Consider the following 26140-nt stretch of genomic DNA (forward strand, 5'->3'; position numbering starts at 1 on the left):
AAAGGCCCCATGACCGGACCTGCAATCCTCCTGCTGCTGGCAGGCCTCGGCGCGATCGCCTGGGTCACTGCCCGTGCCCGCGCGCTGCGGCTCCAGACGGTCGCGCGCGAAACCGGGCGGCGGGACGCCGTCCACAGCCTGCCGGGCTATCATGGCTGGTATGTCGCGCTCTGGACGCTGATCCCGGCCGGCCTTTTCCTCGCCGTCTGGGCCAATGTCTCGCCGGGCCTCGTAACTCAGGCGGTGCTGACCGAACCCGCCGCGCAGACTCTGCCGGCCGACCGCTTCGCGCGCGCCGCCCTGCTTGGCGAGGCGCGCGCCATCGCCTCGGGCGTGCAGGCCGCCGCCTTCAACCCCGCCAGCGAACCGTTTGTCGAACCCTATCGCGAAGCGCTCCAGACCTATGGCGTGGCGGGCGTCGTACTGGCGCTGATCCTTGCCTTCGCCGGCGGCGCCTATGCCTTCACCCGCATCCGCCCGGACTTCCGCGCCCGCACCAGGGTCGAGCGGCTGGTAATGGCGACCCTGCTTGTCGCCTCGCTGCTGGCGATCGTGACCACGGTCGGGATCGTCGCCTCCTTGCTGTGGGAGAGCTTCCGCTTCTTCTCGATGGTGAACCCCATCGACTTCCTCTTCGGCCTCAAATGGAGCCCGCAGTCCGCCGCGATGGGCTATGGCAATGAGGATGCGTTCGGCGCGGTGCCGCTCTTTTGGGGCACGATCTTCATCGGCGCGATCATCGCCATGATCGTCGCCATTCCGCTCGGTCTCATGAGCGCGGTCTATCTCACACAATATGCCAGCCCCACCATCCGCACATGGATGAAGCCGATGCTGGAGGTGCTCGCGGGTGTCCCGACCGTCGTCTATGGCTATTTCGCGGCGCTGACAGTCGCCCCCGCGCTGCGTGACTTCGCCGTCTCGATCGGCATCAGCGGCGCCTCCTCCGAAAGCGCGCTCGCCGCCGGTCTCGTCATGGGCGTGATGATTATCCCCTTCGTCTCCTCGATGGCGGACGACAGCATCGCCGCCGTGCCCCAATCGATGCGCGACGGCAGCCTAGCCATGGGCGCGACCACCAGCGAAACGATCAGCCGCGTGCTGATCCCTGCGGCCCTGCCCGGTGTCGTGGGCGGCGTGCTACTGGCGGTCAGCCGCGCCATTGGCGAGACGATGATCGTGGTGATGGCCGCCGGCCTTGCCGCCAACCTGACGCTCAACCCCTTCGCCAGCGTGACGACGGTGACGACCCAGATCGTCCAGCTTCTGACCGGCGACCAGGAATTTGACAGCGCCAAGACTCTCGCCGCCTTCGCGCTCGGCCTCGTCCTGTTCGTCGTCACCCTTCTGCTCAACATCGTGGCCCTGCGGGTCGTGAAGAAATATCGCGAGGCATACGAATGAGGCCCTTGGCACATCATCCGTTCGCCCTGAGCCTGTCGAAGGGCTCGCCTGAGCGAAGCGAAGGCTCGGCGCTTCGCTTCGCTCAGCAGAGGGCTTCGACTTCGCTCAGCCCGAACGGGAAAAAGCAGTAATGACTGAACGCCTCCCCACGGATTGGAAATCGGACGCGATGCAGCGCCGCATCGCGCGCCGCTACGCCGCCGAGCGCCGGTTCAAGCTCGCCGGCTTCCTCGCCGTGCTGCTGTCGGCCGCGTTCCTGACCTTCCTGCTCGCGACGATGATGGGCAACGGCCTGCGCGGCTTCACCCGCACCGAAATCGCGCTCAAGGTCGATTTCCCCGCCGCGCGCCTGCCGCTCAATCCCGCCGCCATCACGGACGCGGCTCTGGTCAACGCCAATCTTCCAGTGGTCGCGGCCGAGATCGCGGAGAAAGCGCTCGGCAAGGACGCCGACGCCCTGCTCGCACCGACCGCCTGGCTCAGCCTGCGCGACGCGATCAAGGCGGACCCGACGATCCTCTCGCGGACAGAAACCATCCGCGTGCCCGCCTCGACCGCGATCGACCTCGCGGCCAAGAGCGACGGTCCGCCCGACGCCGAAGCGGCGGTCGCGCGCCTCAAAAACGCGGGACTCCTGTCCACCGGCTTCAACTGGAATTTCCTCGGCTCCAGCGATGGCACCGATCCGGTCCAGGTCGGCATCTGGGGCGCGTTCAAGGGCTCGCTGCTGACGATGCTGGTGACTTTGCTCCTGAGCTTCCCGATCGGCGTCGCGACCGCCCTCTATCTGGAGGAATATGCGCCCAAGACCTGGTGGACCGACATTATCGAAGTGTCGATCAACAATCTGGCCGCTGTCCCCTCGATCATCTTCGGCCTCCTTGGCCTGTCGATCTTTCTCAACTTCCTGCACCTGCCGCGCTCCGCCGCTTTGGTCGGCGGCATGACGCTGGCATTGATGACCATGCCCGTGATCGTCATCGCCGGCCGCAATGCGATCAAGTCGGTGCCGCCCAGTATCCGCGACGCGGCGCTCGGCATCGGCGCCTCGCCGGTTCAGGTCGTGTTCCAGCACGTCCTGCCACTCGCCCTGCCCGGCATCCTCACTGGCACGATCATCGGCATGGCCCGCGCCTTGGGCGAGACCGCGCCGCTGCTGATGATCGGGATGCGCGCCTTCATCGCTACCCCGCCCGGCGGCATTACCGATCCCGCCACGGTCCTGCCGGTGCAGATCTTCCTCTGGTCCGACGAAGTCTCCAAGGGCTTCGTTGAAAAGACCTCCGCCGCCATCATCGTCCTGCTGGTGTTCCTGCTCGCGATGAACGGCCTCGCCATCTACCTGCGCAACAAATTCGAAAAACGGTGGTAATCGCCATGACCGAAGAACAGAAAAGCCTCGCCCCCGCCAATCCGAAGATGACCGCGCGCGACGTCAAGGTCTTCTACGGCCCCAAACAGGCGATCAAGGGCGTGTCGATCGATGTCGACATGGACAATGTCACCGCCTTCATCGGCCCGTCAGGCTGCGGCAAGTCGACCTTCCTGCGGACCCTGAACCGCATGAACGACACCGTCGCTTCGGCGCGGGTCGAGGGCGAGATCACGCTCGACGGCGAGAATATCTACGCGCCCTCGATGGACGTGGTGCAGTTGCGCGCGCGGGTAGGGATGGTGTTCCAGAAGCCCAATCCCTTCCCCAAGTCGATCTATGAGAATATTGCCTATGGCCCGCGCATCCATGGCCTCGCCGCCGGCAAGGCCGATATGGACGTGATCGTCGAAAAGTCGCTGCGCCGCGCGGGCCTGTGGGACGAGGTCAAGGACCGGCTGTCCGACAGCGGCACCGCGCTCTCGGGCGGCCAGCAACAGCGCCTCTGCATCGGTCGCGCCATCGCGGTGGAGCCCGAAGTCATCCTGATGGACGAGCCCTGCTCGGCGCTGGACCCGATCGCCACCGCCAAGATCGAGGAGCTGATCCACGAACTCCGCGGCCGCTACGCCATCGTCATCGTCACCCATAATATGCAGCAGGCCGCTCGCGTGTCGCAGCGCACGGCCTTCTTCCACCTGGGCGAACTGGTCGAATATGGCGTGACATCCGACATCTTCACCAATCCGCGTCAGGAGCGCACCAAGGATTATATCACCGGTCGCTACGGCTGATCGGCGGAGAGACGAACATGGCTGAACATACGATCAAGGCATTTGACGAGGATATCGACCGGCTGCGCGGGCTGATCGCCGAAATGGGCGGTCGCGCCGAAGCGGCGATCGAAAATGCGATGCTGGCGCTTCAGCGTCAGGACAAGACGCTGGCTGCCGAGGTGGTCGCCGATGACCGGCGCATCGACGCGATCGAGGCGGAGGTCGAGAAGCTGGTGATCCAGGTCATCGCCCTGCGCGCGCCCATGGCCAATGACCTGCGCGACGTGATCGCCGCGCTCAAGATCGTCGGCGTGGTCGAACGGATCGGCGACTATGCCAAGAACATCGCCAAGCGCGTGCCGCTGATCGCGACGAACACCCGCACGCTGGAGCCGATTTCGCTGCTTCCCTCGATGGGCCAGGTGGCGGGCGAGATGGTGCATGACGCGCTTAACGCCTTCGCCGCGCGCGACCCCGAACTCGCGCTGGCGGTGGTCGAGCGCGACACGGTGGTCGACGATTTCTACAACAGCGTCTTCCGCACGCTCGTGACCTTCATGGTCGAAAATCCCAAGACGATCAGCGAGTGCGCCCACTTGCTGTTCGTCGCCAAGAATATCGAACGCATCGGCGACCATGCGACCAATGTCGCGGAGATGGTCTATTATGCCGCCACCGGCCAGACCCTGCCGGAACGCGAGCGCGGCGCCGACATCCAGCCGGAGGACTGAGCATGGCACGGGCGAAGATGCTGCTGGTGGAGGACGATGCGGCGCTGGCCGAACTCCTCATCTGGCATTTCAAGCGGGAGGATTTCGACGTCGCCCATACGGTGGACGGCGAGGAAGCGCTGCTGATGGCGCAGGAAAGCACGCCCGACATCGTGCTGCTGGACTGGATGGTCGAAAGCCTGTCGGGGATCGAAGTCTGCCGCCGCCTGCGCCGCATGAACGGCACCGCCAATATCCCGATCATCATGCTCACCGCGCGCGGCGAGGAAGAGGATCGGGTGCGGGGCCTTGAGACCGGCGCGGACGATTATGTGACCAAGCCTTTCTCGCCCCGCGAACTGGTCGCCCGCGTCGGCGCGGTGCTGCGCCGCGTGCGCCCTGCGCTGGCTGGCGAGACGCTCACCTTCGCCGATGTCGAAATGGACACGGTCGGGCACAAGGTCCGGCGCGGCGGCCAGGTCATTCCGCTTGGCCCCACCGAATTCCGCCTGCTCAAGCATTTCCTGGAGCATCCCGGCTGGGTCTTCTCGCGCGAGCGGCTGCTGGACAGCGTTTGGGGGCAGGACAGCGATATCGAACTGCGCACGGTCGATGTCCATATCCGTCGTCTGCGCAAGGCGATCAATGCCGACGGCCATTATCAGGACATCATCCGCACGGTCCGCTCGGCAGGCTATGCGCTCGATACAGAAGGCGTCGGCTGACGGCTCACCCCGCCGCCGGATAGGCGTGAAGCTGCGGGAAGACCTCTTCCACCGGTTTCACGTCGGGCAGGATGTAGACATAGCCGCCCTTCTTCCGAAACAGCGGGCCGATCTGCGCATAGGTGCGCTTGGGCAGATTGATGCAGCCGAAGGTGATGCGGTTGTCGGCCACATCGGGCGACAGCATCCGCTCGCGCCTTTTCTCGCTCGCCGTACCCGGCGGAATAGTGTGCAGCGCGACCGAGGTCGCATAATCGACCCACAGCACCCGCGTTCGCCCGGCAGCGACCCCGAACTTTGCGAGGAAGCGACCGGCCGGCGTCGTCTTTTCCGCCGGACCGATCTGCGCCAGTGATTTGGCCCCTACCCCTGGCGTCGCCTCGTCCCCCGGCGCGATACCGATCAGCACCGGCGCGTCGGCGATCGGCTTACCCTTGGCGTCATAGAGCCACAGCCGCGCCGCCGCCTTGTCGATGACCGCATAAGGCAGCGCGCCATGATCGCCCGACGCCACGACCCAGCCCAGCAGCCGGGCGGCGCCCGGCGTGGGATCGACCCGCATATCCATAGCGTCGGGCGCCTTCTCCGGCTTTGTCTCCGCCGCCTCCGCCGCGAGCGCCGGCGCCGCAAGCACGAGAGCGACAAACAGCGTCAGCCGCGATCGGATCAGCATCGGGAAAATCACTCCGAATGCGTCATGGCCGGCGCACTCGCACCGGCCATGACGTGAAGGGTGGGGTCAGTGGCGCGGACGCTTGCGTTGCGCTTCGACCATGCGCTGCTCGATGCCGTCGACGCGCGCATTGAGCTGGTCGAGCCGCTGCCCGTTCTGCTGCGCTTGCCCGGCAGCGGACCGCGCCTCGCCGAGCGCCTGCTGCGCGGTGCCGTCGGTCGTCTGGAGCCGCTGCTCCAAGGCGTCGACGCGCTGGCTCACCGTGGCGACCTGCTCGCGTACGAAGCCCTTGGTGGCGCACCCGCCCAGGCCCAGCGAGCCGACGAGCACAACCGAAAGGGGAAGGATCTGCTTGATGGATGGCGACATATTTTCTCCTCTTCTTGAACCAAGCCGAGCGGACAGAGCCGAGCCCGGCATTTCCGACAAGCAACATTCCGACAGATGGTGCAGGATGCCGGATCAGCAGAGGAAGATGAACGGATTGAAAGAAAAGGATTTTTCCATCAGCAGGAATGAAAAACGCCCCGACCGCGCAGGTCAGGGCGTTGCTTTGTCTAGGCTTTCCAGCCGCTCGTCAGGCCGCCTTGCGCGCCTTCGCCAGCTTCTTGAGCAGCATGTCCCGCTTCAGCCGCGACAGATGGTCGATGAAGAGAATCCCCTCCAGATGATCCATCTCATGCTGGAGGCATGTCGCGAGCAGCCCTTCCAGCTGCTCCTCATGGATGCGGCCTTCCCGATCCATCCAGCTCGCCCGGATGACGGCAGGCCGCTCGACCTCCGCGAACTGGTCGGGCACCGACAGGCAGCCCTCATTATAGACCGACAGTTCGTCCGAACCCTTGAGGATCTGGGGGTTGATGAAGACCAGCGGCTTCTTGACCGCCGGCGCGCCTTCCTCGTCCGATTCGGGCTCCTGCAAATCGATCACCAGCACCCGCTTGGGCACCCCCACCTGAATCGCCGCCAGCCCTATGCCGGGCGCGTCATACATGGTGTCGAACATATCGTCGATCAGCGTCTGGAGATCGTCATCGATCGCCTCGACAGGGGTCGAAATGGTACGCAGGCGCGGGTCGGGCGCTTCCAGGATGGGACGAATAGCCATGAGCCGAACATAGGCGGAACGCGCGCGATTATCAAGCTCAGCCGACCGGCCGCCGCGCCCGTAGCGCCTGCGCCAGCGTGCCTTCGTCGAGATAGTCCAACTCCCCACCAACCGGCACGCCATGCGCCAATTGCGTCAGGCGGATCGGGAAGCGCTCCAGCCGCTCGGCCAGATAATGGGCGGTCGTCTGCCCCTCCAGCGTGGCGTTCATCGCCAGCACCACCTCGTCGATGCCCCCTGCTTCCACGCGGGCGACCAGCGCCTCGATCGCCAGATCCTCCGGCCGCACCCCTTCCAGCGCGGAGAGCCTTCCGCCCAGCACATGAAAGCGGCCGGGGAACAGCCGCGACTTGTCGAGCGCCCAGAGGTCCGACACATCCTCCACCACGCACAGCGCCCGCGCGTCCCGGCGGGGATCGGCGCAGATGCCGCAGGGATCGACCGTATCGACATTGCCGCAGATGCGGCAGCTCACCAGCCGCTCGTTCACCGCCTCGAGAGCACGCAGCAGCGGCGCCATCGCCCCTTCGCGCTTTTTCAGCAAATGCAGCACCGCGCGCCGCGCCGAACGCGGTCCCAATCCGGGCAGGCGGGACAGCGCTTGGGTCAGCGCCTCGATTTCCGGTGAAGCCATATGCCGAGATAAGGGGTTGCAACCGGCACAGACAAGGGGTTTGAGAGGCCGTCATGGATATCGTCTATATGGGCACCCCGGATTTCGCCGTTCCCGCGCTCGACGCGCTGGCGGAAGCCGGGCATCGGATCGTCGCCGTCTACAGCCAGCCGCCGCGACCCGCGGGCCGTGGCAAGGCATTGCGCCCCTCCTCCGTCCATCAGCGCGCGGAACAGTTGGGAATAGAAGTCCGCACCCCCGCCTCGCTGAAGGACGCCGATGCGCAGGCCGCCTTCGCCGCGCTCGACGCCGATGTTGCGGTGGTCGCCGCCTATGGCCTTATCCTGCCCCCCGCCATATTGGCCGCGCCCCGCCATGGCTGCCTCAACATCCACGCCTCGCTGCTGCCCCGCTGGCGCGGCGCCGCGCCGATCCAGCGCGCGATCCTGGCCGGCGACAATGTGACCGGCGTGACCATCATGGACATGGAGGCCGGCCTTGACACCGGCCCGATGCGCGCCAAGCATGTCACCCCGATCGAGGACAAGACGGCCGGCGCGCTGACCGCCGAACTGGCGCAGGCCGGCGCGGACCTGATGGTCGAGGTGCTGGACGACCTCTCGCTCCACCCGCCGATGGCGCAGCCGGACGAGGGCGTCACCTACGCCGCCAAGATCGACAAGGCGGAAGCGCGGATCGATTTCACCCATGGCGCGCACCATGCCGAACGACAGGTCCGCGCCTTCAACCCCTTACCTGGCGCCTTCTTCGTCTATCGTGGCGAACGCTTCCGCATCCTCGCCGCCCATTGCGAGCATCATCCAGGCGCGCCGGGCTTGTTTCTCGACGATAGCCTGCTGATCGGCTGCGGCGCGGACGCGCTGCGGCCTACGCTCATCCAGCGCGCGGGCAAGGCGGCGATGAGCGCGGGCGAGTTGTTGCGCGGTTTCGATATGCCCGCCGGCAGCCAAGTCGACCCCTGACCGCAATGACCCGCTTCGCCTTCACCGTCGAATTTGACGGCCGCCCCTTCATGGGCTGGCAGCGGCAGGCGCATGGGCCGAGCGTGCAGCAGGCGATCGAAGATGCGATCTTCGCCGTCACCGGCGAGCGCGCCATAATCCATGCCGCCGGCCGCACCGATGCGGGCGTCCATGGCCTTGCCATGCGCGCCCATGCCGACATTGCCAAGCCGATCGCGCCCTTCCGCCTGATGGAGGCTGTGAACGCCCATCTGCGCCCCGATCCGGTAGCGATCCTCGCCTGCGAGACAGTGGCGGACGATTGGCACGCCCGCTTCTCCTGCATCGGCCGCGCCTATGTCTATCGGATCGCCAACCGCCGCGCGCCGCTCACCTTGGAGCATGGCCTTGCCTGGCGCGTGATCCAGCCGCTCGATGCCGCAGCAATGGACGAGGCCGCGCAACTACTGGTCGGTCGCCACGATTTCACGACCTTCCGCTCGGCCCATTGTCAGGCTGAAAGCCCGGTCAAGACGCTCGACCGGCTGGACATCGAACGCGACGGCGACCGCATCGCCATTCACGCCGCCGCCCGCTCCTTCCTGCATCATCAGGTGCGATCGATGGTCGGATGCCTTGTCATGGTGGGCATGGGTCGCTGGACCGCCACCGACCTCAAGGCCGCGTTGGATGCGAGGGACCGCGCCGCCCTCGGCCTCAACGCCCCACCCGATGGGCTTTATTTCGTCGGCGCCACCTACCCCGACTCGCCGCTCAACTGAAGCGAACGACCTTCACCTGATTCTTGCCCGCCTGCTTCGCGCCGCGCATGGCCTCATCGGCGCAGGCGACCATCCGGTCGAGATCGTCCGTTCCTGCACGAGCCGCAAGCGCCAGGCCGATGCTGCCGCTTATCCCTTCGCCGATATCCGCCAAAGCCACGCAAATTCGCTCGGCCCATGCGCGGGCAGCGATTTCATCAAGGCCGACTCCCATCATCATGAATTCATCGCCGCCCAGCCGCGCGACCACATCGCTCTCGCCCCCAACTATGCGCAGCCGCCTGGCCACCGCCGCCAGGCAATCGTCGCCAGCGCCGTGGCCCAGTTTGTCGTTCAATTCCTTAAAGCCATCCAGATCAAGGAACAGCAAGGATAGGCTTCGGCCCGCCCGCGCCGCTTCGCTCAGCACGTCCCGCCCCCGCCCGGCGAAACCGCGGCGGTTGAGCAGGCCGGTCAGCGGATCGTGCATCGCCTCGAAACTCGCCTGGCGCAGTTCCGACATGTCCTCGATCACCGCGACGTAAAATTCCGGCTCGCCGGCATCGTCGCGGACCATCGCAACCGTCAGCTTGACCCAGATGATCGTGCCGTCCGCGCGGATATAGCGCTTCTCCATAGCGTAGCGCGGCAGTTCACCGGCGTTGAGACGCGCCAGCAGAGCTTCGTCGGCATATAGATCGTCCGGGTGGGTGATCGGCTGGAATCCCGTGCGGATCAGCGTATCGGCATCATAGCCGCTAATCGCACAGAATCGCGGATTGACCATAAGGAAGCGGCCATCCAGCGCCACATGCGCGATGCCGACGGGCGCGTGCTGAAACGTCGCCTCGAACCGCCGCCGCGCCTGCGCGAGTTCCACCATCATGCCGGGGCTCTGTTCGATACGCCCCTGCTCCACCGTCAACGGCAAAGCTTTGCCGATATCGACCGCGAAGTCGCCCTGCATCATCCTGCTCATGCGATGCTTCTGCACGAACAATCGTAAAGAGAGGCTTTACCCCGATCGAAAATTCAGAGGCGGGTCCGGAACGGCGTGAAATCCGTCCCCTCGTCATAGATGTCGAGCCCCTCGCGCCGCTTGACGAAGCCGACGACGGCATAGGTGACCGGCGTCAGCAGCGCCTCCCACCCCACCTTCATCGCCCAGTTGGTGACCATCACGGTCAGCACCTGATCGCTGGTCCAGATGCCCCAGAAGGCGAGCGGATAGAAGATCAGGCTGTCCACCCCCTGCCCGACGATCGTCGATCCGATCGTTCGCATCCACAGATGCCGGCCCTGCGTCCGCAGCTTCATCCGCGCCAGCACGAAACTGTTCGCCAACTCGCCCGCCCAGAAGGCGACGAGCGATGCGAACACGATCCGCCAGGTGCTGCCGAACACCGCCTCATAGGCTTTTTGGTCGGGCCACCCTTCCGCCGGCGGCAGCGCCACCACCACCCAGCTCATCAGCGCCATGAACAGCATCGCGCCGAACCCTGCCCACACGCACCGTCGCGCGCGCGCATAGCCATAGACTTCGGTCAGAACGTCGCCCAGCACATAGCCGAGCGGAAAGAAGAGGATGCCCGCCCCGAAGGTGAAGCCCGCCACTGTCGAGAGCTTGGCCGCGCCGATCAGATTGGACAGCAGCAGGATCGCGACGAACGCCGCCATGAAGAAATCGAAGTAGCGCAGCGGCCGCGCGCCCAGCGCGCCAGCGTCCACCTTCTGAACCGCCCCGTCGTCCATGCGTCCTGCTTATCGCGTCGGCAGGCGATTGCAACCCGCCCGCCCGCCCGCTATTCGCGTCAGCGCACGGCCCCGTAGCTCAGTTGGATAGAGCATCCGCCTTCTAAGCGGATGGTCGCAGGTTCGAATCCTGCCGGGGTCGCCAGCTGCTTCCGTCGCTTGACCATTCACCCGGCTTGGCTGCCAATCCAGTATTTGTCTTTGCCCAAAGCCAAGACCATGCTAGGATTGTGCAATGCAATATATAGGCTTGAGAGGCGATCGCGTTCGCGTATCCCGCGTCGGCATCGGCACATTCAATACCGTATCGCGGCAGGCGGATATGAATTTGGTCGTCGATGCGGCCTTGGACGTCGGCATAACCCTGTTCGACACGGCGGAAAGCTATCGCAACGGCGGTATGGAAGACATGCTCGGCAAGGCGCTGGGCAACAAACGCGATCAGGCGGTCATCGCCACCAAATGGGGGCTGAAGGACAGCGAGTTGCCCGCCAGTTCACCCGACTATATCATTCAGGCGTGCGAGCGCAGCTTGAAGCGCCTCGGGACCGACCGCATCGATCTATACCAATATCATCATTTCGACCGCTCCGTCCCCATCGAGGATACGCTGGGCGCGCTGCAAGCCCTTCAACAGCAGGGCAAGATCGTCGAATATGGCCTTTCCAACGTCAAAGCCCCGCTATTGAAGAAGGTCGTGGCTGAAGCGAAGCGAACCGGAGCGCCGCTACCTGTAACGTCACAAGAGCATTACAGCTACCTGCACCGGGACGTGGAAGAGGATTTCCTTTCGACCCTGAAGGGCAGTCAGGCTTATCTGCTGGCCTATTACCCTTTGGAGGCGGGATTGCTGACCGGCAAATATCGCCAGGGTGAAACGCCGGCCAGCGGCACGAGACTGGGCCGAAAACCCGATGCTCCAGCGGTACAGAAGAGGCTGCAGGGTGCCGATTGGCCGCGGATTGCGGAATTGGCCGATTTCGCTTCCGTGCACGGGGTGACTATGGGCCAGGCCGCCTTGGCATGGATATTGAGGAAGCAAGAAGTCGCTAGCGTTCTGGCCGGCGCAACCTCGGCGGAACAAGTAACGCAGAATGCTGAGGCGGCTTCATTGGCTGACAGGCTGGAGTTTCCCGATTAAAAGTGTCGCTTGGGCGCAAAAATAATGTAAAAAGCCAAGCATGACGGTAGAGAGTCGGTAAGGTTCTTTTCGAGACGGACATGTCAGGGGAATAGCAATGAATCAGGCGGATTTGAGGGCGCATATCGAGCAGAAAATCCGGTCGGCCCGGCTGGAAATTCTGCCTTTTCCTCATATGATAATCAATGACTTCCTGCCGCAGGAAGTCTATGACAAGGTGTTGGAATTTAATCTTTTCACGACCAACGACGGAACGCCCTGGAATTCCGGGTCCGGCAAGACGGGTACGACCTCGCGCGCATTGAACGCCACGCCCTATCAGCTTCGCAGCCAGATCAACTTCCATAAGCGGGCGCCGGAATTTGAAGCCTCGCCGGAGGTGACCGAATTCTGGGACATGATCCAGAGCACCTTCCTGTCGGATACCTGGTTCCCCCGCACGATCTTCGCCAAATTCCCGGAATATTTCTATCTGCGGTTCGGCGAGAATGCGGAACGCGATGATTTCTGGACGATCTGCCGCAAGGCGCTGTTCGTGCAGCGGCACAAAATGGGCTATGATCTGGGGCCGCACACCGACATCCCGACCCGCATCTTCACCTGCCTCTTCTCCTTCCCGGAAACGACCGGTTATGAGCAATATGGCACGGCGCTGCTGCGGCATACGACGCCCTACACCATCTCGACCGGGCATCGGCATCACAGCTTCGACGGCTTTGAAACCGTCAAGATGAACGAGTATAAGCCGAACAACTTCATGTGCTTCTTCAAGACGGTGCACGCCTTCCATGCAGTGCCGCCGATCAAGGAAGAATTGCCGAACCAGCGTTACGGCATGCAGTTCCAGTTCCACGAACCCCTAAAGGGCCTGCTTCAGGAACTGGGCGCTTCGATCGCGCCCTCGGCTCAGGAAAAGATCGCCGCCAAGCGCGCCGAACCGGAATCGGTTACGATCTCCCCCTGATGAATGCTCGATGGAAGGCTGTCGATCGTCAGCCTTCCATCTCTCCGGATGATATGCGGCGCTCGTCAATCCTGTCTGCGCCCTGTTGCATAGTCCTTCCAGACTGGCCGGGAGCGCCCCGTTGCACTTGATTTACGAAGACCGGCACGTCGAAATCTATCACCAGCCTGGTCCCGGCCAGCGCGCCATGGTGATAACATTCAATAACATGCAGATGATCGCGAGCGGCGACACATTCTGGGGCAAGCCAGTGATGGAAAAGCTCGGCCTGCCCGCAATCGGCGTGATGAGCCGCGCCCGCAACTGGTTCCCGATGGAATCGATGAAGGCGGCGGCCCCGGTTGCGCGCCGACTGGCCAGGGAATATTCCAACGTCATCGCCTATGGCGCGTCGATGGGCGGCTATGGCGCGCTCAAGCATGGCAAGCGTTTGGGAGCGACCCATGCGGTCGCCTTTTCGCCGCAGCACTCGATCGATCCGTCGCAGGTTCACCCCTGGGACAAGCGCTATTCGCGCTATTATGACAGTGGGCTGCACGGCCCCGCCATGCAGGTCAAGGGGCCTGAAATCGCGGCTCGGGCCCATATATTTTTCGATCCCTTCCTGCCCTCCGATCATCGGCATGTGAGAAATCTGGTTGCTGAAAAGGCAGATGTCGCCCTGCACAAACTGTTTTGCGCCGGCCACGAAGCCGTGTCTCTTTTTGCCGGGACCAAGACCATCGACACGCTGATCGACGGCGTGACGGGCGGAGACTTGAACGCCATCCATGCCCAAATCTCTACGCTACGCCGTACCCACCGGAATCGCCGCTTTCATCTGCTGAAGACGTTGCTCTTCCGCAAAAGAGCCTCGGATCTCCATGCCGTTCTGCTCGAAAATGCCAATTCCCTCGATCCTGCGCTGCTGGCAGAGTTGATGGCGATATCGGCCCGCTACGCCATGTATCGCAAAGATATCGGCGCCGCACACAAAAGCATTCTCGCGGCAGTCGAAATCAATCCGCAGCACAAAACCTACCGCAATCTCCACAAGGAAATCGAAAGCCGCAGGTTGGCACAATCCGCTCTCATCGACTGAATGCCGCAAAGCATGGCTGCACTGGCAGCCAGCTAAGCAAACACCACCCCGCCCGTCATCGGCGCGGGCGCGCCGGTCGTACCGGGGAAGCTGATCGGCAGCCCTTTCATGCTCCGCACCGCCATATAGGCGAAACCTTGCGCCTCCAGCGCGTCGCCATCCCAGCCAAGCGCATCGACAGGTAGCACCCGCGCCCCGGTCCGCCCGGCCAGCATCGCCATCAGCGTTGCATTATGCCGCCCGCCGCCCGCGACGTGGATGCTCGCCGGGCGCTCGGGAAGATGGTCGATCGCGCGCGCCACGCTGGCGGCGGTGAAGGCGGTGAGCGTCGCCGCGCCATCCTCCAGCGACAATCCATGCACCACCGCCGTGCCGAACCGCTCGCGGTCGATGCTCTTGGGCGGCGGCGCATGGAACCACGGGTCCGCCATCATCGCCGCCAGCCGCTCCTCGTCCACGACGCCCCGCGCCGCGCAGGCGCCCTCAGCATCGAAGGCCACATCGCCCCGCGCCTGCATCCAATTGTCGATAAGCCCGCTCGCCATCCCTGTGTCGAACGCGATCAGCGTCCCGTCCGCGCCGATGAATGTGATGTTCGCCACCCCGCCCAGGTTCAGCACCGCCGCCGGCTTCTCCAGCCCGTCAGCCAAGGCGCGATGATAGACCGGCAGCAGCGGCGCGCCTTGTCCGCCCGCCGCAACGTCCGCGCTGCGCAGGTCAGCCACAACCGCAATGCCGAACGCCCCGGCGAGCGCCGCGCCATCGCCGATCTGCCAGGTCCAGCCCCACTCGGGCCGATGCGCGACCGTATGGCCGTGAAACCCGATCACGCCCACATTCTCCGCTATATGCCCGCTGCGCCCGAGCAGGTCGGCCACCGAGCGCACATGCAATTCGGTCAACTCCGCCTCGACCGAGGCGATCAGCGGCTCGAACCCCGGCGCGTCCATAGCCATTGCCCGCGCGCACGCCTCCGCCAGCCGCAATCGAAAGCCCTCGTCATAGGGCATCGCGTGAAATTCGACCGGCTTGACCGCGCCCTCGCCATCGGTCTCGATCAACGCCGCGTCGATCCCATCGCGTGACGTGCCCGACATCAGGCCGATTGCGAGCATCGATTGCGTCATTGCTTCACCTTCCGTTCGGGCTGAGCCTGTCGAAGCCCCGCGCATGACCCTTCGACAGGCTCCGGGCGAACGGACTCTTTTATCGCTTCCGTCCCAATGCTACAGGCGCGCGCCATGAGCAACTACCAGTCCGACCTCCTGCGCCTGCTCGACGAGCGCGGCTATATCCACCAGCTGACCGATGCCGAGGGGCTCGACGCCCTTGCCGCGCGCCAGGTGGTGCCGGGCTATATCGGCTTCGATCCCACCGCCCCTTCGCTCCATGTCGGCAGCCTGGTGCAGATCATGATGCTGCGGCGGATGCAGCAGGCGGGGCATAAGCCGATCGTGCTGATGGGCGGCGGCACCGGCAAGATCGGCGACCCCAGCTTCAAGGACGAAGCGCGCAAGCTGCTGACCGACGATCTCATCACGTCGAACGTCGCCAGCATCAAGCGGGTGTTCGAAAAATTCCTGACCTTCGGCGATGGTCCGACCGATGCAGTCATGGTCGACAATGCCGATTGGCTCGACGCCCTGGAATATATCCCCTTCCTGCGCGACATCGGCCAGCATTTCTCGGTCAACCGGATGCTGAGCTTCGACTCGGTCAAGCTTCGGCTCGACCGCGAGCAGTCGCTGAGCTTCCTGGAGTTCAACTACATGATCCTCCAGGCCTACGACTTTCTGGAGCTGTCGCGCCGCGCGGGCTGCCGGCTCCAGATGGGCGGGTCGGACCAATGGGGCAATATCGTCAACGGCATCGAACTGTCGCGCCGGGTGGACGGCACGCAGGTCTATGGCCTAACGTCGCCGCTCATCACCACCGCCGACGGCGGCAAGATGGGCAAGACCGCCAAGGGCGCGGTCTGGCTGAACGCTGACGCGCTCTCGCCCTATGATTACTGGCAATTCTGGCGGAACACGCAGGATGCGGACGTGGGGCGCTTCATGCGCCTGTTCACCGACCTGCCGCTCGCCGAGATCGCGCGGCTGGAAGCGCTGGAAGGCGCCGAGATCAACGAGGCGAAGAAGATACTCGCCCATGCCGCGACCGCCATGGCGCATGGGGAGGAGGCAGCCACCGCCGCCGCCGAAACCGCGCGCAAGACGTTCGAGGAAGGGGCGTCGGACACGAACCTGCCGACTGTCAGCCTGGGCGCAGAAGCGCTGACCGTCGTCCAGGCCACCACCGCGCTCGGCTTCGCCACCTCCAACAAGGAAGTGCGCCGCAAGCTGACCGAAGGCGCGATCCGCGTGAACGGCGATGTCGTCACCGATCCCGCCGTTACGCTCAAGCCCGGCGACAAGATCAGCTTCGGCGCGAAGAAGCATGGCCTCATCGTCGCCTGACGGGCAAAGAGCGTTAGTCTCCGGTTAACGCTCTTTCCTATCAAACCGTCCATTTTCAGCAGCTTAGGCTGCACCCATGTCCACGTCCTCGGTCTTCGCCAATCTGGGTCATGTGCTGCGCTCGCGCGATCCGTCGATCGATCAGCGCCGCGCGAACCGCGACCTTGTCGACATGGTCAGCCATGCGACCATGCGCGGGCGAAGCCAGGGGGTGCGAATCATCAACATATCCGCACTGGGCCTGATGTGCCGCAGCGACGCCGAGTTGGTCGCGGGCGAGCGGGTGCATGTCTGGCTGCCGATCCTGAAAGACTATCCGGCCGAAATCCGCTGGGTCGAGGATAGTCGCGCCGGCATGGAGTTTTTCGAGCCGATCCCGCCGCGCATCTATGACGCCATGCTCGCGCTCATCCCGCCGCGCCGGACGGCTTGGTAATCGCGGCGGCCGTCTCCACCCGGTTACGCACCCGCACCAGCGCGTCGGGCATCTCCCGCCGCAGAAAGTCCATTACGGCTTCGCGCACTTCGCAGCGCAGGTCGAAGGCGATTCCCGCGTTGCGCGCGGAGAGCAACCCACGCAGTTCCAGCGCCTCGGGCCGGTGTTCGGTCACCTGAAGGATGGCGACACGCCCATCCCAGCGACTGTTCGCCTTGACTGCGTCCACGAACACCTCCCGGATGCGACCCACATCGGCCGCCGGATCGACATGGAAGAAGACGGTGCCGAGCAGGTCGGACGTCTTGGTGGTCCAGTTCTGAAACGGCTTTTCGAGGAAGTAGGACACCGGCACCACCATCCGCCGGTCGTCCCAGATGCGCACGACGACATAAGTGAGCTTGATCTCCTCAATCCGCCCCCACTCGCCCTCCACAATCACGACATCGTCCAGCCTTATGGGTTCGGAAAAAGCCATCTGCACGCCCGCGATCAGATTCTTGAGCGCAGGCTGCGCCGCCGCGCCCACCGCCAGCGCGGCAAGGCCGGCCGACGCCATCAGCGAAACGCCCACCGTACGGACCCCCGGAATGGCGATCAGCATCATCGCGATGACAAGGAACCCGACTACGCACTGGGCGATCCGGTAGAGGATGCCGATCTTGGTGCGCTGCCGCCGCGCCTTCAGATTATCCTCGACGCTGATGTCCGCGCCGCGCTCGAACATCGTCTTGGCCGCGTCCATGCCGCGCAGAATCAGCCAACCGACCAGCAAAGCGAACACCATGCGCGACCCGATCGCCCATATGTCGGCCATGCGCGGCCCCAGTTCGATCGACTTCACCCCCGCGCTCAGCGCCAGCAACACGACCAGCCAGCGCGTCGGATGGTAGATCGCGGGCAACAAAGTCGGCTCGACCCGCGACCGCCGCACCAGCCGCATCGCGATCCAGTACAGCGCCCAGTGGATGAGGAAGGCGACGGCGACTGAAACCGCAATCGACAGCACTGCCATTGGCGATATGTGGGACAGGCTGAGGTCGGTCATGTCGGAGCGAACGCGGCGATGCGGCGCTTTGTTTCGCAACTGCGAGAAGATTGACGCGAACCATTCCCCCGCTCCCTGCCGTCACCCCAGCAAAAGCTGGGGTCTCAGGCGGCAGCGCGCCAATGGCTGAGATGCCAGCCTGCGCTGGCATGACGGAAGTGGCAACCCTCACCCCCCGCGCAACAACCCCACCGCCGCATCCTTCTGGAACAGATAGAGGCACGTCCGCGCCGCCTGCCCCCGCACACTGTCCAGCCCGCCGTCTCGTTCGATCAGCAGACGCGCATCGTCGCGCGCCGCATCGACCAGCGCCGCGACATGCTCGGGGCTCGCCAGCTTCAGCACCGCCTCGCCCGACTGGCGCGTCCCCAGCACCTCGCCCGCGCCACGCAGCTTCAAATCCTCCTCGGCGATGCGGAAGCCGTCATTGCTCTCCCGCATCAGCGCCAGCCGCGCCCGCGACGTCTCCCCCAAAGCATTGCCGCGCAAGAGGATGCACACCGAAGGCTTGTCGCCCCGCCCCACGCGCCCGCGCAGCTGGTGCAACTGCGCCAGGCCAAAACGATCCGCCCCCTCGATGATGATGAGGCTGCTATTGGGCACATCCACCCCCACCTCGATCACCGTGGTCGCGACCAATATCTGCGTCCGGTTGGCAGCAAAGGCTTCCATCGCTGCATCCTTCTCCGGCCCCTTCATCCGCCCATGAACAAGGCCGACCCGCTCCCCAAATCGCAGCTTCAAGGACTCCGCCCGCGCCTCCGCCGCCGCCTGATCGCTCGTCTCGCTCTCCTCCACCAGCGGACACACCCAATAGGCCTGCCCCCCACCTTCGACATGGCGAGCGAGCGCATCCACCACCTCGTCCAGCCGGTTCGCCGACATGACCAAAGTCTGGATCGGCTGCCGCCCCGGAGGCATCTCGTCCAGCCGCGACACATCCATCTCGCCATAATAGGTCAGCGTCAGCGTGCGGGGGATCGGTGTCGCCGTCATCACCAGCAGGTGCGGCGCACGTTCCGCCTTGTTCGCCAGCATCATCCGCTGCGCGACGCCGAAGCGATGCTGCTCGTCGATCACCGCGAGGCCCAGCCGCTTATACTGCACCGCTTCCTGAAAGATGGCGTGGGTGCCGACGAGGATGTCGATGCTCCCGTCGGCCAGCCCCATCAGCGTCGCCTCGCGGACTCGGCCCTTCTCGCGGCCGGTTAGAATGGCGATCTCGACCGGCAAGCCGATCGCCATCTTCCGCAGCGTCTCATAATGCTGCCGCGCCAATATCTCGGTCGGGGCCAGCATCGCCCCCTGCATTCCCGGTTCGACCGCATTCAGCAGCGCCATCAGCGCCACCAAAGTCTTGCCCGATCCGACATCGCCCTGAAGCAGCCGAAGCATCGGCGTCGCCTGCGCCATGTCGCCCTCGATCTCCCCCATCGCCCGCCGCTGCGCGCCTGTGGGGGCAAAGGGCAGCTTCAGCATCGCCCGCAGCCGCCCGTCGCCCTCGATCGGCACGCCGCGCCGCCGCCGCGACGATTGCCGCACCAGCATCAGCGCCAATTGCCCTGCGAAAATCTCGTCATAGGCCAGCCGTTCGCGCGCGATGGCGTCGGAGGGATCGGCATGAACCCGCGCCAGCGCCTCGCGCCACGCCGGCCAGTCCTTCCCTGCCCGCAGGCTCGGCTCGATCCATTCGGCCAGTTCGGGCGCGCGCGCCAGCGCCTGCGCGGCAAGATCGCGCATCCGGTTGTTGGTCAGCCCTTCCGACAGGCCATAGACCGGCTCGCGCGGCGGGATCGTGCCCGCCTCCTCGGGCGGCAGCACATAGTCCGGATGCACGATCTGGAGATTCTCGCCATAGGCTTCCAGCTTGCCCGACACGAATTTGGGTTCGCCGAGCGGCAGCAGCTTGCGCGGCCAGGCGCTGTTCTTCCCGAAATAGACGAGGGACACGCCATTGCCCTGCGCGTCCACCGCGTGCACCCGGAACGGCGCACGCGCGCTGCCGCTCGCCCGATAGTCGATCGGCGTCAGGATCGTCCCGATCACCCGCCCCGCATCCGCCATGTCGAGCGCGTCCGTCAGGTGCCGATCCACCCAGCTCACCGGCAGATGGAACGCAACATCCACCGCCCGCGCCAGCCCCAGCCGCTCCAGCGGCCGCGCCAGTGCGGGGCCTACCCCCTTGAACAGGGATATTTCGGCAAAGAGCGGATTGAGAATATCGGGTCGCATGTCTATCTGGCGGGCTCTACCCCAGCCGGGACGGCGTGACAAACGCCCGATCGGCGGGCTGCGCCATGCCCGGTCAAGGAACAAATTGTGAACGACGATCCCCGCCTCCGCCGCATCAAGTTCCGCGCCTGGCATCGCGGCACGCGGGAGGCGGACTATACCGTCGGCGGCTTCTTCGACCGGTACCACGCGACATGGAACGAAGAAGAGATCGCCTGGTTCGAGCGCTTCATGGAAGAGCAGGACGCCGACATCATGGGCTGGGCACTAGGCACCATCCCCGTTCCCGAAATATGGCAAGGCCCCATGATGGACCGCTTTCTGCAACTCGATTTCGTGAAGATCGTCTAACATCGTGCCCCCTCCCGCAAGCGGGAGGGGGCTAGGGGGTGGGCCTGCGCTACCTCTGCCACTAATCAGCCCATCCCCGGCCCCTCCCGTAAGCGGGAGGGGAGAGAAAAAGATGACCGACCTCTCCAAAATCCTCCGCGCCTCCGCCCCTCTGACCCTCTCCAGCGTCCCCGCCGGCTTCCAGCCCTGGCTGCTCGCCGACCTCGCCCGCGCCGCGCCCGCACGCGCGGTCTTCATCGCCGCCGACGAGCAGCAGATGCGTGCCATCGCGGACACCGCGCCGACCTTCGCGCCGGAGCTGGAGATCATCGAGATCCCGGCATGGGACTGCCTGCCCTATGACCGCGCCAGCCCCTCGCTGCGCGCCGCCTCCGCCCGCCTCGCCGGCCTCTATGCGCTTCAGGCCAAGCCCAAAGGCCCACAGCTCGTCGTCACCACGCTGGCGGCGATGACCCAGCGCACCCTCACACCCTTCCGCGTCCGCCAGCTGGTCGCAAGACTCGCGCCCAAGGAGCGGATCGCGATCCAGCGTCTCGCCGACATGCTCCAGGCGAACGGCTATGTCCGCACCGACACGGTGCACGACCGGGGCGAGTTCGCCATCCGCGGCGGCATCGTCGATCTTTTCCCCGGCGGCGAGGAACAGCCGCTTCGCCTCGATTTCTTCGGCGACGAGATCGAGACCGTCCGCCGCTTCGACCCCGCCGACCAGCGCACCACGGGAAGCGTCGATGGCTTCACCCTCCTCCCCGCCTCCGAAGCGCTGCTGGACGAGGACACGATCAAGCGCTTCCGCCTGCGCTATCGCGAAACCTTCGGCGCCACCGCGACCGGCGATCCGCTCTATCAGGCGGTCAGCGACGGCCGCCGCCTCGCCGGCATGGAACATTGGCTGCCCCTGTTCGAGGAAAAGCTCGTCCCCCTCACCGATCATCTGGGCGACGCCGTCATCGTCCGCGACCATGGGGTCGCCGGCGCGGCGGACAGCCGGTTCGAGGCGATCCGCGACTATCATGCCAACCGCGTCCAGGCGAAGTCCGCCGATCCCGGCTCCTACCGCCCCCTGAAGCCGGAAGCGCTCTATCTGAACGCCGCCGAATGGGACGCCGCAGTCGCGACCCTGCCGATGCACGCGACCACCCCCTTCCACGAACCGGAAAGCGCGACCGTGCTCGACTTCGCGGTGGACGGCCCCCGCGACTTCACCCCCGAACGCGCGCAGAACGCCAACATCTACGAAGCCGTGGCCAAGCATATCGACACCCTGCGCCGCCAGAAGAAGAAGGTGGTCATAGCCAGCTATTCGGGCGGCGCGCGCGAACGCCTCTCGGGCCTGCTCGCGGATCATGGCGTCGCCCGCCTCGCCGCCGCCGATGACTGGCAGGAGGCGCTGGGCCTCGCCGCGGACGGTCGGGTCACGCTCATCGTCCTCGGCCTCGACCATGGCTTCACCGCGCCCGATGTCGCCGTCCTCACCGAACAGGATATGCTCGGCGACCGCCTCGTCCGCCGCGCCAAGCGCAAGAAGAGCGCGGACGCCTTCCTTCAGGAACTCGCCACCCTCACCCCCGGCGACCTCGTCGTCCATCGCGATCACGGCATTGGCCGCTACGATGGCCTGACGCAAATCCCAGTGGCGAAGGCCCCGCATGATTGCGTCGCGCTGGAATATTCCGGCGGCGACAAGCTCTATGTCCCCGTCGAAAATCTCGAAGTCCTCTCCCGCTACGGCTCCGAAACCGACGGCGTAAGCCTGGACAGACTGGGCGGCGAAGCCTGGCAGCGGCGCAAGGCCAGGATGAAGGAGCGTATCCGCGAAATCGCGGGCGAACTGCTGAAAACCGCCGCCGCCCGCGCGCTGCGCCCCGCCACTGTGGCCGAACCCGACCATGCCGGCTACCCCGCCTTCGTCGATCGCTTCCCCTATCAGGAAACCGACGATCAGGACCGCGCGATCAGCGACGTGATCGAAGACCTTGGCGCGGGCAAGCCGATGGACCGCCTCGTCTGCGGCGATGTCGGCTTCGGCAAGACCGAAGTCGCGCTGCGCGCCGCCTTCGTCGCGGCGATGGCCGGAATGCAGGTGGTGGTGATCTGCCCCACCACCCTGCTCGCGCGCCAGCATCACATGAATTTCGTGGACCGCTTCCGCGGCTTCCCGATCGAAATCGGCCGCCTCTCCCGTCTCGTGCCCGACAAGGAGGCGAAGGCGACCAAGGCGGGCCTGGCCGACGGCAGCATCGACATCGTCGTCGGCACCCACGCCCTCCTTGCCAAGGGCATCGAATTCAAGCGCCTGGGCCTCGTCATCGTGGACGAGGAGCAGCGGTTCGGCGTCACCCACAAGGAGAGGCTCAAGTCCCTCAAGACCGACGTCCATGTCCTGACCCTCACCGCCACGCCCATCCCCCGCACGCTCCAGATGGCGATGTCGGGCCTGCGCGAACTCTCCGTCATCCAGACTCCGCCGGTCGATCGCCTGGCGGTACGCACCTATGTCATGCCCTGGGACGGCGTCGTGATCCGGGAAGCCTTATTGCGCGAACATTATCGCGGCGGACAGAGCTTCTTCGTCGTCCCCCGCATCGCCGACCTGACCGAGATCGAGGAATTCCTCCGCACAGAAGTGCCGGAGGTCAAACCCATCGTCGCCCACGGCCAGATGAGCGCCACCGAAGTCGAGGAGCGCATGTCCGCCTTCTACGACAAGCGCTACGATGTGCTCCTCTCCACCACCATCGTGGAATCCGGCCTCGATATCCCCAGCGCCAACACGCTCATCATCCACCGCGCCGACCGCTTCGGCCTTGCCCAGCTCTATCAGTTGCGCGGTCGCGTCGGCCGGTCGAAGACGCGCGCCTATGCCTATATGACCACGCCCGCCAACCGCATCATCACCGAAACCGCCGAAAAGCGCCTAAAAGTGCTGTCCGATCTCGACACGCTGGGCGCGGGCTTCCAACTCGCCAGCCATGACCTCGATATTCGCGGCGCGGGCAATCTCGTCGGCGACGAACAGTCGGGCCATATCAAGGAGGTGGGCTTCGAACTCTACCAGTCGATGCTGGAGGACGCGATTCTCGACGCCAAGGCGGGCGGCATCGCCGCCGAGCGTCGCAGCGAGGACTTCTCGCCGCAGATCACGGTGGACGCGCCGATCCTCATCCCCGACGATTATGTGCCGGACCTCGACCTGCGCATGGGCCTCTATCGCCGCATCAACGAGCTGGAGGACAGGCAGGGCCTCGAATCCTTCGCCGCCGAACTCATCGATCGCTTCGGCAAGCTGCCCTTGCCCACGCAAAATCTGCTCAAGATCATCGAGATCAAGCAGAATTGCGTCGCCGCCAACGTCGCCAAGATCGATGTGGGGCCGAAGGGCGCGCTGGTCAGCTTTTTCGAGGATCGTTTCCCGAAGCCCGAAAACCTCGTCGCCTATATCCAGAAGCTGGACGGCGTCGCCCGCCTCCGCCCCGACAGCAAGGTCGTCGTCAACCGCGCCTGGGGCGACCCGCAGGCTCGCCTCAATGGTGCGCTCCAACTCTCGAAGGGGCTGGCGAAAGCGGCGGGCTGACCCGGTTTCGGAACCTCCCTCCCCCTCGCGCGCTTGCCTTTAGCAAATAAGGGGAAGCGCATGACGGAACGGGTGAAGCAGCAGGTGCATGTCGATGCGCCCTGGCAGATACCGGCGCGCGGCTGGTGGGAGATTGTGAAGCGCGTCTACGCCAAGCTCGGCGCCAATCATCTCAGCCTGCTTGCCGCCGGGGTCGCCTATTACGCCTTTCTCTCGATCGCCCCGCTGCTGCTGGCGATCGTCCTCACCTACGGCCTGATCGGCGATCCCGCGCTGGTCGCCGAGCATGTCCGCTCGCTCATCACCGTAGTGCCGCGCGAGGCCGCCAAGCTGATCTTCGACCAACTGCTGTCGATCGTCACCACCACCAAGCCCGCGGTCGGCTTCGGCCTGCTCCTCGCGCTCGCTTTCGCCGTCTATGGCGCGACCCGCGCCGCCTCCGCCACGATCGAGGCGCTGAACATCGTCTATGAGGAAAAGGAAGCGCGCAGCATCTTCGCCTTCTACCGCGTATCGCTCGGCATCACCTTCTCTGCGGTGCTTGTCGTCGTCGTGGGCGTGCTCACCGCCTCGGTGCTGGGCTTCCTGGAGGATTTGACGAGCGGGTGGGGACCGATCGCCATCGCGATCACCAAGGCGCTGACCTGGATCGCGGCGGGCCTGTTCGCCAGCCTGATCTTCGCGCTCATCTATCGCTTCGGTCCCCATCGGCGCAGGGCGCGCTGGCAATGGCTCACGGTGGGGTCGGTGGTCGCGACGCTCTTCTGGCTGCTGGCGACGCTCGGCGTCTCCTTCTACGTCTCGCGTTTCGGCAACTATAACGAGACCTATGGGTCGCTGGGCGCGGTCGTGGTGCTGCAACTCTGGCTCTACGTCTCCGCCTTCGTCGTGCTGCTCGGCGCGCAGCTCAACCAGGAGGCGGAGCGGCAGACCAGCAAGGACACGCAGCTGCCCGAAGCCCCCGACGCGCCATAATGGCGCTTGCCCTGCCCCCCGCCCCACGCTAAAGGGCACGCCTTCGCCGGCCAGCGGCCGGTGCAGGAGTGTAGCTCAGCTGGTAGAGCGTCGGTCTCCAAAACCGAATGCCGGGGGTTCGAGTCCCTCCACTCCTGCCACTATCCAGTTGCAAAGACCTTGATTGTTCGGGGCCGCGCAGCCAGATGGTCGGCGAACAGTGTCGCGGAGCCAGCGGCCGCATCCCCCGGACGCCCCGATGGGCGGGATCGGGAGGGCGGACTGTTGCTCCGCGAATCGGCGTTGATATGGAAAGATTTTGAGGCAGGCGATGGCGAAGGTTACCCCCGGCGAATTCGTCAATCAGGTGCGGGCCGAAGCGTCGAAGATCGTATGGCCCACGGGCCGCGAAACGATCATGACCGGCGTGATGGTGGTCATCATGACGTCGCTGCTGGGCCTCTTCTTCTTCGGCATCGACACCTTCTTCGGCGCGATCGTCCAGTGGCTGCTGGGCATTGCGGCGGGCCGGGCTTGATTGGGAGTATAACAGGGTAACATGGCGCGCTGGTACATCATCCACGCCTATTCGGGCTTCGAGAACAAGGTCAAGGAATCGATCCTGTCCGAAGCCGAGCGCATGGGCCTCTCCCAGCTCGTCGAGCAGGTCGAGGTGCCCGTCGAAACCGTGACCGAAGTAAAGCGGGGCAAGAAGATCCAGGTCGAGCGCAAGTTCATGCCGGGCTATGTCCTTGCCAAGCTCGCCATGAACGACGACATCTATCACCTCGTCAAGAATACGGCGAAGGTGACGGGCTTCCTCGGCCCCAACGGTAAGCCGCAGGCAATCAGCGAGAGCGAGGCCGCCCGCTATTTCGGCGCGCAGAAAGAAGCCGAGGCCGCGCCCAAGCACAAGATCAGCGTCGATTACGAGATCGGCGACAGCGTCAAGGTGCTGGACGGCCCCTTCGCCAGCTTCAACGGGCTGGTCGAGGAACTGGATTTCGAAAAGAACCGGGTCAAGGTGTCGGTGTCGATCTTCGG

26 protein-coding genes and 2 tRNA genes are annotated in these 26140 nt (G+C 64.9%); 19 read left to right on the forward strand and 9 right to left on the reverse strand.

Annotated features, from left to right (window positions below):
• Window positions 1-9: 9 nt before the first annotated feature.
• The 5 genes from pstC to phoB all read left to right on the forward strand — a co-directional run bounded on the left by pstC (window position 10) and on the right by phoB (window position 4987).
• Complete coding sequence (gene pstC, locus V2B31_RS16560) at window positions 10-1404, forward strand: phosphate ABC transporter permease subunit PstC (RefSeq protein WP_328280576.1); 1395 nt, start codon at window positions 10-12, stop codon at window positions 1402-1404.
• A 130-nt stretch (window positions 1405-1534) separates the two neighbouring features.
• Complete coding sequence (gene pstA / locus V2B31_RS16565) at window positions 1535-2776, forward strand: phosphate ABC transporter permease PstA (protein WP_328280578.1); 1242 nt, start codon at window positions 1535-1537, stop codon at window positions 2774-2776.
• A 5-nt stretch (window positions 2777-2781) separates the two neighbouring features.
• A complete protein-coding gene (gene pstB, locus V2B31_RS16570) occupies window positions 2782-3570 on the forward strand; it encodes a phosphate ABC transporter ATP-binding protein PstB (protein WP_328280580.1) in 789 nt (262 codons plus the stop codon).
• A gap of 17 nt (window positions 3571-3587) precedes the next feature.
• Window positions 3588-4283: a phosphate signaling complex protein PhoU gene (gene phoU / locus V2B31_RS16575; protein WP_328280582.1), complete on the forward strand. Its 696-nt coding sequence runs from the start codon at window positions 3588-3590 to the stop codon at window positions 4281-4283.
• A 2-nt stretch (window positions 4284-4285) separates the two neighbouring features.
• Window positions 4286-4987 (forward strand): phosphate regulon transcriptional regulator PhoB, encoded by a 702-nt coding sequence (phoB, locus tag V2B31_RS16580; protein WP_328280584.1) that lies wholly within the window; start codon window positions 4286-4288, stop codon window positions 4985-4987.
• Between the two features lie 4 nt (window positions 4988-4991).
• On the opposite strand, the gene V2B31_RS16585 is transcribed toward phoB, so the two are convergent.
• The 4 genes from V2B31_RS16585 to recR all read right to left on the reverse strand — a co-directional run bounded on the left by V2B31_RS16585 (window position 4992) and on the right by recR (window position 7402).
• Window positions 4992-5660 carry a hypothetical protein gene (locus V2B31_RS16585; RefSeq protein WP_328280586.1) on the reverse strand — a complete coding sequence of 223 codons (669 nt, stop codon included), beginning with the start codon at window positions 5658-5660 and terminating at the stop codon, window positions 4992-4994.
• A gap of 66 nt (window positions 5661-5726) precedes the next feature.
• Window positions 5727-6029, reverse strand: a complete 303-nt coding sequence (locus tag V2B31_RS16590; protein ID WP_328280588.1) for a hypothetical protein — start codon at window positions 6027-6029, stop codon at window positions 5727-5729.
• 208 nt (window positions 6030-6237) lie between these two features.
• Window positions 6238-6768, reverse strand: coding sequence for a peptide deformylase (def, locus tag V2B31_RS16595; RefSeq protein ID WP_328280590.1), 531 nt, complete (start codon window positions 6766-6768; stop codon window positions 6238-6240).
• Between the two features lie 37 nt (window positions 6769-6805).
• Entirely contained in the window at window positions 6806-7402 is a 597-nt protein-coding gene (gene recR / locus V2B31_RS16600; RefSeq protein ID WP_328280592.1) for a recombination mediator RecR, read from the reverse strand.
• Window positions 7403-7455: 53 nt separating this feature from the next.
• On the opposite strand from recR, the gene fmt reads away from it, so the two are divergent.
• Window positions 7456-8364 carry a methionyl-tRNA formyltransferase gene (gene fmt / locus V2B31_RS16605; protein ID WP_328280594.1) on the forward strand — a complete coding sequence of 303 codons (909 nt, stop codon included), beginning with the start codon at window positions 7456-7458 and terminating at the stop codon, window positions 8362-8364.
• Between the two features lie 5 nt (window positions 8365-8369).
• Entirely contained in the window at window positions 8370-9125 is a 756-nt protein-coding gene (gene truA, locus V2B31_RS16610; RefSeq protein WP_328280596.1) for a tRNA pseudouridine(38-40) synthase TruA, read from the forward strand.
• On the opposite strand, the gene V2B31_RS16615 is transcribed toward truA, so the two are convergent.
• Both V2B31_RS16615 and V2B31_RS16620 read right to left on the reverse strand, forming a co-directional pair.
• Window positions 9118-10083: a GGDEF domain-containing protein gene (locus V2B31_RS16615; protein WP_328280598.1), complete on the reverse strand. Its 966-nt coding sequence runs from the start codon at window positions 10081-10083 to the stop codon at window positions 9118-9120. The genes truA and V2B31_RS16615 overlap by 8 nt on opposite strands.
• Window positions 10084-10136: 53 nt before the next feature.
• On the reverse strand, window positions 10137-10856 hold the full coding sequence (locus V2B31_RS16620; RefSeq protein ID WP_328280600.1) for a queuosine precursor transporter: 720 nt from the start codon (window positions 10854-10856) through the stop codon (window positions 10137-10139).
• Between the two features lie 68 nt (window positions 10857-10924).
• Between V2B31_RS16620 and V2B31_RS16625 the strand changes: the two genes are divergently transcribed.
• From V2B31_RS16625 to V2B31_RS16640, 4 genes are all read left to right on the forward strand, one after another.
• Window positions 10925-11001, forward strand: a tRNA-Arg gene (locus V2B31_RS16625).
• Window positions 11002-11091: 90 nt separating this feature from the next.
• Complete coding sequence (locus V2B31_RS16630) at window positions 11092-11997, forward strand: aldo/keto reductase (protein WP_328280603.1); 906 nt, start codon at window positions 11092-11094, stop codon at window positions 11995-11997.
• Window positions 11998-12172: 175 nt separating this feature from the next.
• Complete coding sequence (locus tag V2B31_RS16635; protein ID WP_328280605.1) at window positions 12173-12961, forward strand: hypothetical protein; 789 nt, start codon at window positions 12173-12175, stop codon at window positions 12959-12961.
• A gap of 121 nt (window positions 12962-13082) precedes the next feature.
• Window positions 13083-14042: a hypothetical protein gene (locus V2B31_RS16640; RefSeq protein WP_328280607.1), complete on the forward strand. Its 960-nt coding sequence runs from the start codon at window positions 13083-13085 to the stop codon at window positions 14040-14042.
• A 32-nt stretch (window positions 14043-14074) separates the two neighbouring features.
• Here the strand turns inward: V2B31_RS16640 and V2B31_RS16645 are convergent, their stop codons facing one another.
• Window positions 14075-15157, reverse strand: a complete 1083-nt coding sequence (locus tag V2B31_RS16645) for an anhydro-N-acetylmuramic acid kinase (RefSeq protein ID WP_328280626.1) — start codon at window positions 15155-15157, stop codon at window positions 14075-14077.
• A gap of 126 nt (window positions 15158-15283) precedes the next feature.
• Here V2B31_RS16645 and tyrS point away from each other — a divergent pair, with 126 nt between their 5' ends.
• Both tyrS and V2B31_RS16655 read left to right on the forward strand, forming a co-directional pair.
• Window positions 15284-16501: a tyrosine--tRNA ligase gene (gene tyrS, locus V2B31_RS16650; protein WP_328280609.1), complete on the forward strand. Its 1218-nt coding sequence runs from the start codon at window positions 15284-15286 to the stop codon at window positions 16499-16501.
• A gap of 76 nt (window positions 16502-16577) precedes the next feature.
• Complete coding sequence (locus V2B31_RS16655) at window positions 16578-16937, forward strand: PilZ domain-containing protein (RefSeq protein ID WP_328280611.1); 360 nt, start codon at window positions 16578-16580, stop codon at window positions 16935-16937.
• Here the strand turns inward: V2B31_RS16655 and V2B31_RS16660 are convergent.
• The gene (locus V2B31_RS16660) at window positions 16909-17985 is read right to left on the reverse strand and encodes a mechanosensitive ion channel family protein (protein ID WP_328280613.1); all 1077 of its coding nucleotides are present in this window, start codon (window positions 17983-17985) and stop codon (window positions 16909-16911) included. The two genes, V2B31_RS16655 and V2B31_RS16660, sit on opposite strands and share 29 nt — an antisense overlap.
• Window positions 17986-18153: 168 nt before the next feature.
• Window positions 18154-20217 (reverse strand): ATP-dependent DNA helicase RecG, encoded by a 2064-nt coding sequence (recG, locus tag V2B31_RS16665; protein WP_328280615.1) that lies wholly within the window; start codon window positions 20215-20217, stop codon window positions 18154-18156.
• A gap of 87 nt (window positions 20218-20304) precedes the next feature.
• On the opposite strand from recG, the gene V2B31_RS16670 reads away from it, so the two are divergent.
• The 6 genes from V2B31_RS16670 to nusG all read left to right on the forward strand — a co-directional run.
• A complete protein-coding gene (locus V2B31_RS16670; RefSeq protein WP_328280617.1) occupies window positions 20305-20568 on the forward strand; it encodes an FAD assembly factor SdhE in 264 nt (87 codons plus the stop codon).
• 112 nt (window positions 20569-20680) lie between these two features.
• A complete protein-coding gene (gene mfd / locus V2B31_RS16675) occupies window positions 20681-24142 on the forward strand; it encodes a transcription-repair coupling factor (protein WP_328280619.1) in 3462 nt (1153 codons plus the stop codon).
• Between the two features lie 60 nt (window positions 24143-24202).
• Window positions 24203-25117 (forward strand): YihY/virulence factor BrkB family protein, encoded by a 915-nt coding sequence (locus V2B31_RS16680; protein WP_328280621.1) that lies wholly within the window; start codon window positions 24203-24205, stop codon window positions 25115-25117.
• A gap of 64 nt (window positions 25118-25181) precedes the next feature.
• Window positions 25182-25257: transfer RNA gene (locus V2B31_RS16685), tRNA-Trp, on the forward strand.
• 170 nt (window positions 25258-25427) lie between these two features.
• Window positions 25428-25634, forward strand: coding sequence for a preprotein translocase subunit SecE (secE, locus tag V2B31_RS16690; protein WP_328280623.1), 207 nt, complete (start codon window positions 25428-25430; stop codon window positions 25632-25634).
• A gap of 21 nt (window positions 25635-25655) precedes the next feature.
• The coding region (nusG, locus tag V2B31_RS16695; protein WP_328280624.1) for a transcription termination/antitermination protein NusG at window positions 25656-26140 on the forward strand (485 nt) is incomplete at its 3' end.

It is taken from the genome of Sphingobium sp., assembly GCF_036170395.1.
Taxonomy (GTDB): domain Bacteria; phylum Pseudomonadota; class Alphaproteobacteria; order Sphingomonadales; family Sphingomonadaceae; genus Sphingobium.

Bases quoted from the DNA above. Each gene is read 5' to 3' on its own strand.
- pstC (WP_328280576.1), top strand. From the start codon at position 10: ATGACCGGACCTGCAATCCTCCTGCTGCTGGCAGGCCTCGGCGCGATC.
- pstA (WP_328280578.1), top strand. From the start codon at position 1,535: ATGACTGAACGCCTCCCCACGGATTGGAAATCGGACGCGATGCAGCGC.
- pstB (WP_328280580.1), top strand. From the start codon at position 2,782: ATGACCGAAGAACAGAAAAGCCTCGCCCCCGCCAATCCGAAGATGACC.
- phoU (WP_328280582.1), top strand. From the start codon at position 3,588: ATGGCTGAACATACGATCAAGGCATTTGACGAGGATATCGACCGGCTG.
- phoB (WP_328280584.1), top strand. From the start codon at position 4,286: ATGGCACGGGCGAAGATGCTGCTGGTGGAGGACGATGCGGCGCTGGCC.
- V2B31_RS16585 (WP_328280586.1), bottom strand. From the start codon at position 5,660: ATGCTGATCCGATCGCGGCTGACGCTGTTTGTCGCTCTCGTGCTTGCG.
- V2B31_RS16590 (WP_328280588.1), bottom strand. From the start codon at position 6,029: ATGTCGCCATCCATCAAGCAGATCCTTCCCCTTTCGGTTGTGCTCGTC.
- def (WP_328280590.1), bottom strand. From the start codon at position 6,768: ATGGCTATTCGTCCCATCCTGGAAGCGCCCGACCCGCGCCTGCGTACC.
- recR (WP_328280592.1), bottom strand. From the start codon at position 7,402: ATGGCTTCACCGGAAATCGAGGCGCTGACCCAAGCGCTGTCCCGCCTG.
- fmt (WP_328280594.1), top strand. From the start codon at position 7,456: ATGGATATCGTCTATATGGGCACCCCGGATTTCGCCGTTCCCGCGCTC.
- truA (WP_328280596.1), top strand. From the start codon at position 8,370: ATGACCCGCTTCGCCTTCACCGTCGAATTTGACGGCCGCCCCTTCATG.
- V2B31_RS16615 (WP_328280598.1), bottom strand. From the start codon at position 10,083: ATGAGCAGGATGATGCAGGGCGACTTCGCGGTCGATATCGGCAAAGCT.
- V2B31_RS16620 (WP_328280600.1), bottom strand. From the start codon at position 10,856: ATGGACGACGGGGCGGTTCAGAAGGTGGACGCTGGCGCGCTGGGCGCG.
- V2B31_RS16630 (WP_328280603.1), top strand. From the start codon at position 11,092: ATGCAATATATAGGCTTGAGAGGCGATCGCGTTCGCGTATCCCGCGTC.
- V2B31_RS16635 (WP_328280605.1), top strand. From the start codon at position 12,173: ATGATAATCAATGACTTCCTGCCGCAGGAAGTCTATGACAAGGTGTTG.
- V2B31_RS16645 (WP_328280626.1), bottom strand. From the start codon at position 15,157: ATGCTCGCAATCGGCCTGATGTCGGGCACGTCACGCGATGGGATCGAC.
- tyrS (WP_328280609.1), top strand. From the start codon at position 15,284: ATGAGCAACTACCAGTCCGACCTCCTGCGCCTGCTCGACGAGCGCGGC.
- V2B31_RS16655 (WP_328280611.1), top strand. From the start codon at position 16,578: ATGTCCACGTCCTCGGTCTTCGCCAATCTGGGTCATGTGCTGCGCTCG.
- V2B31_RS16660 (WP_328280613.1), bottom strand. From the start codon at position 17,985: ATGACCGACCTCAGCCTGTCCCACATATCGCCAATGGCAGTGCTGTCG.
- recG (WP_328280615.1), bottom strand. From the start codon at position 20,217: ATGCGACCCGATATTCTCAATCCGCTCTTTGCCGAAATATCCCTGTTC.
- mfd (WP_328280619.1), top strand. From the start codon at position 20,681: ATGACCGACCTCTCCAAAATCCTCCGCGCCTCCGCCCCTCTGACCCTC.
- V2B31_RS16680 (WP_328280621.1), top strand. From the start codon at position 24,203: ATGACGGAACGGGTGAAGCAGCAGGTGCATGTCGATGCGCCCTGGCAG.
- secE (WP_328280623.1), top strand. From the start codon at position 25,428: ATGGCGAAGGTTACCCCCGGCGAATTCGTCAATCAGGTGCGGGCCGAA.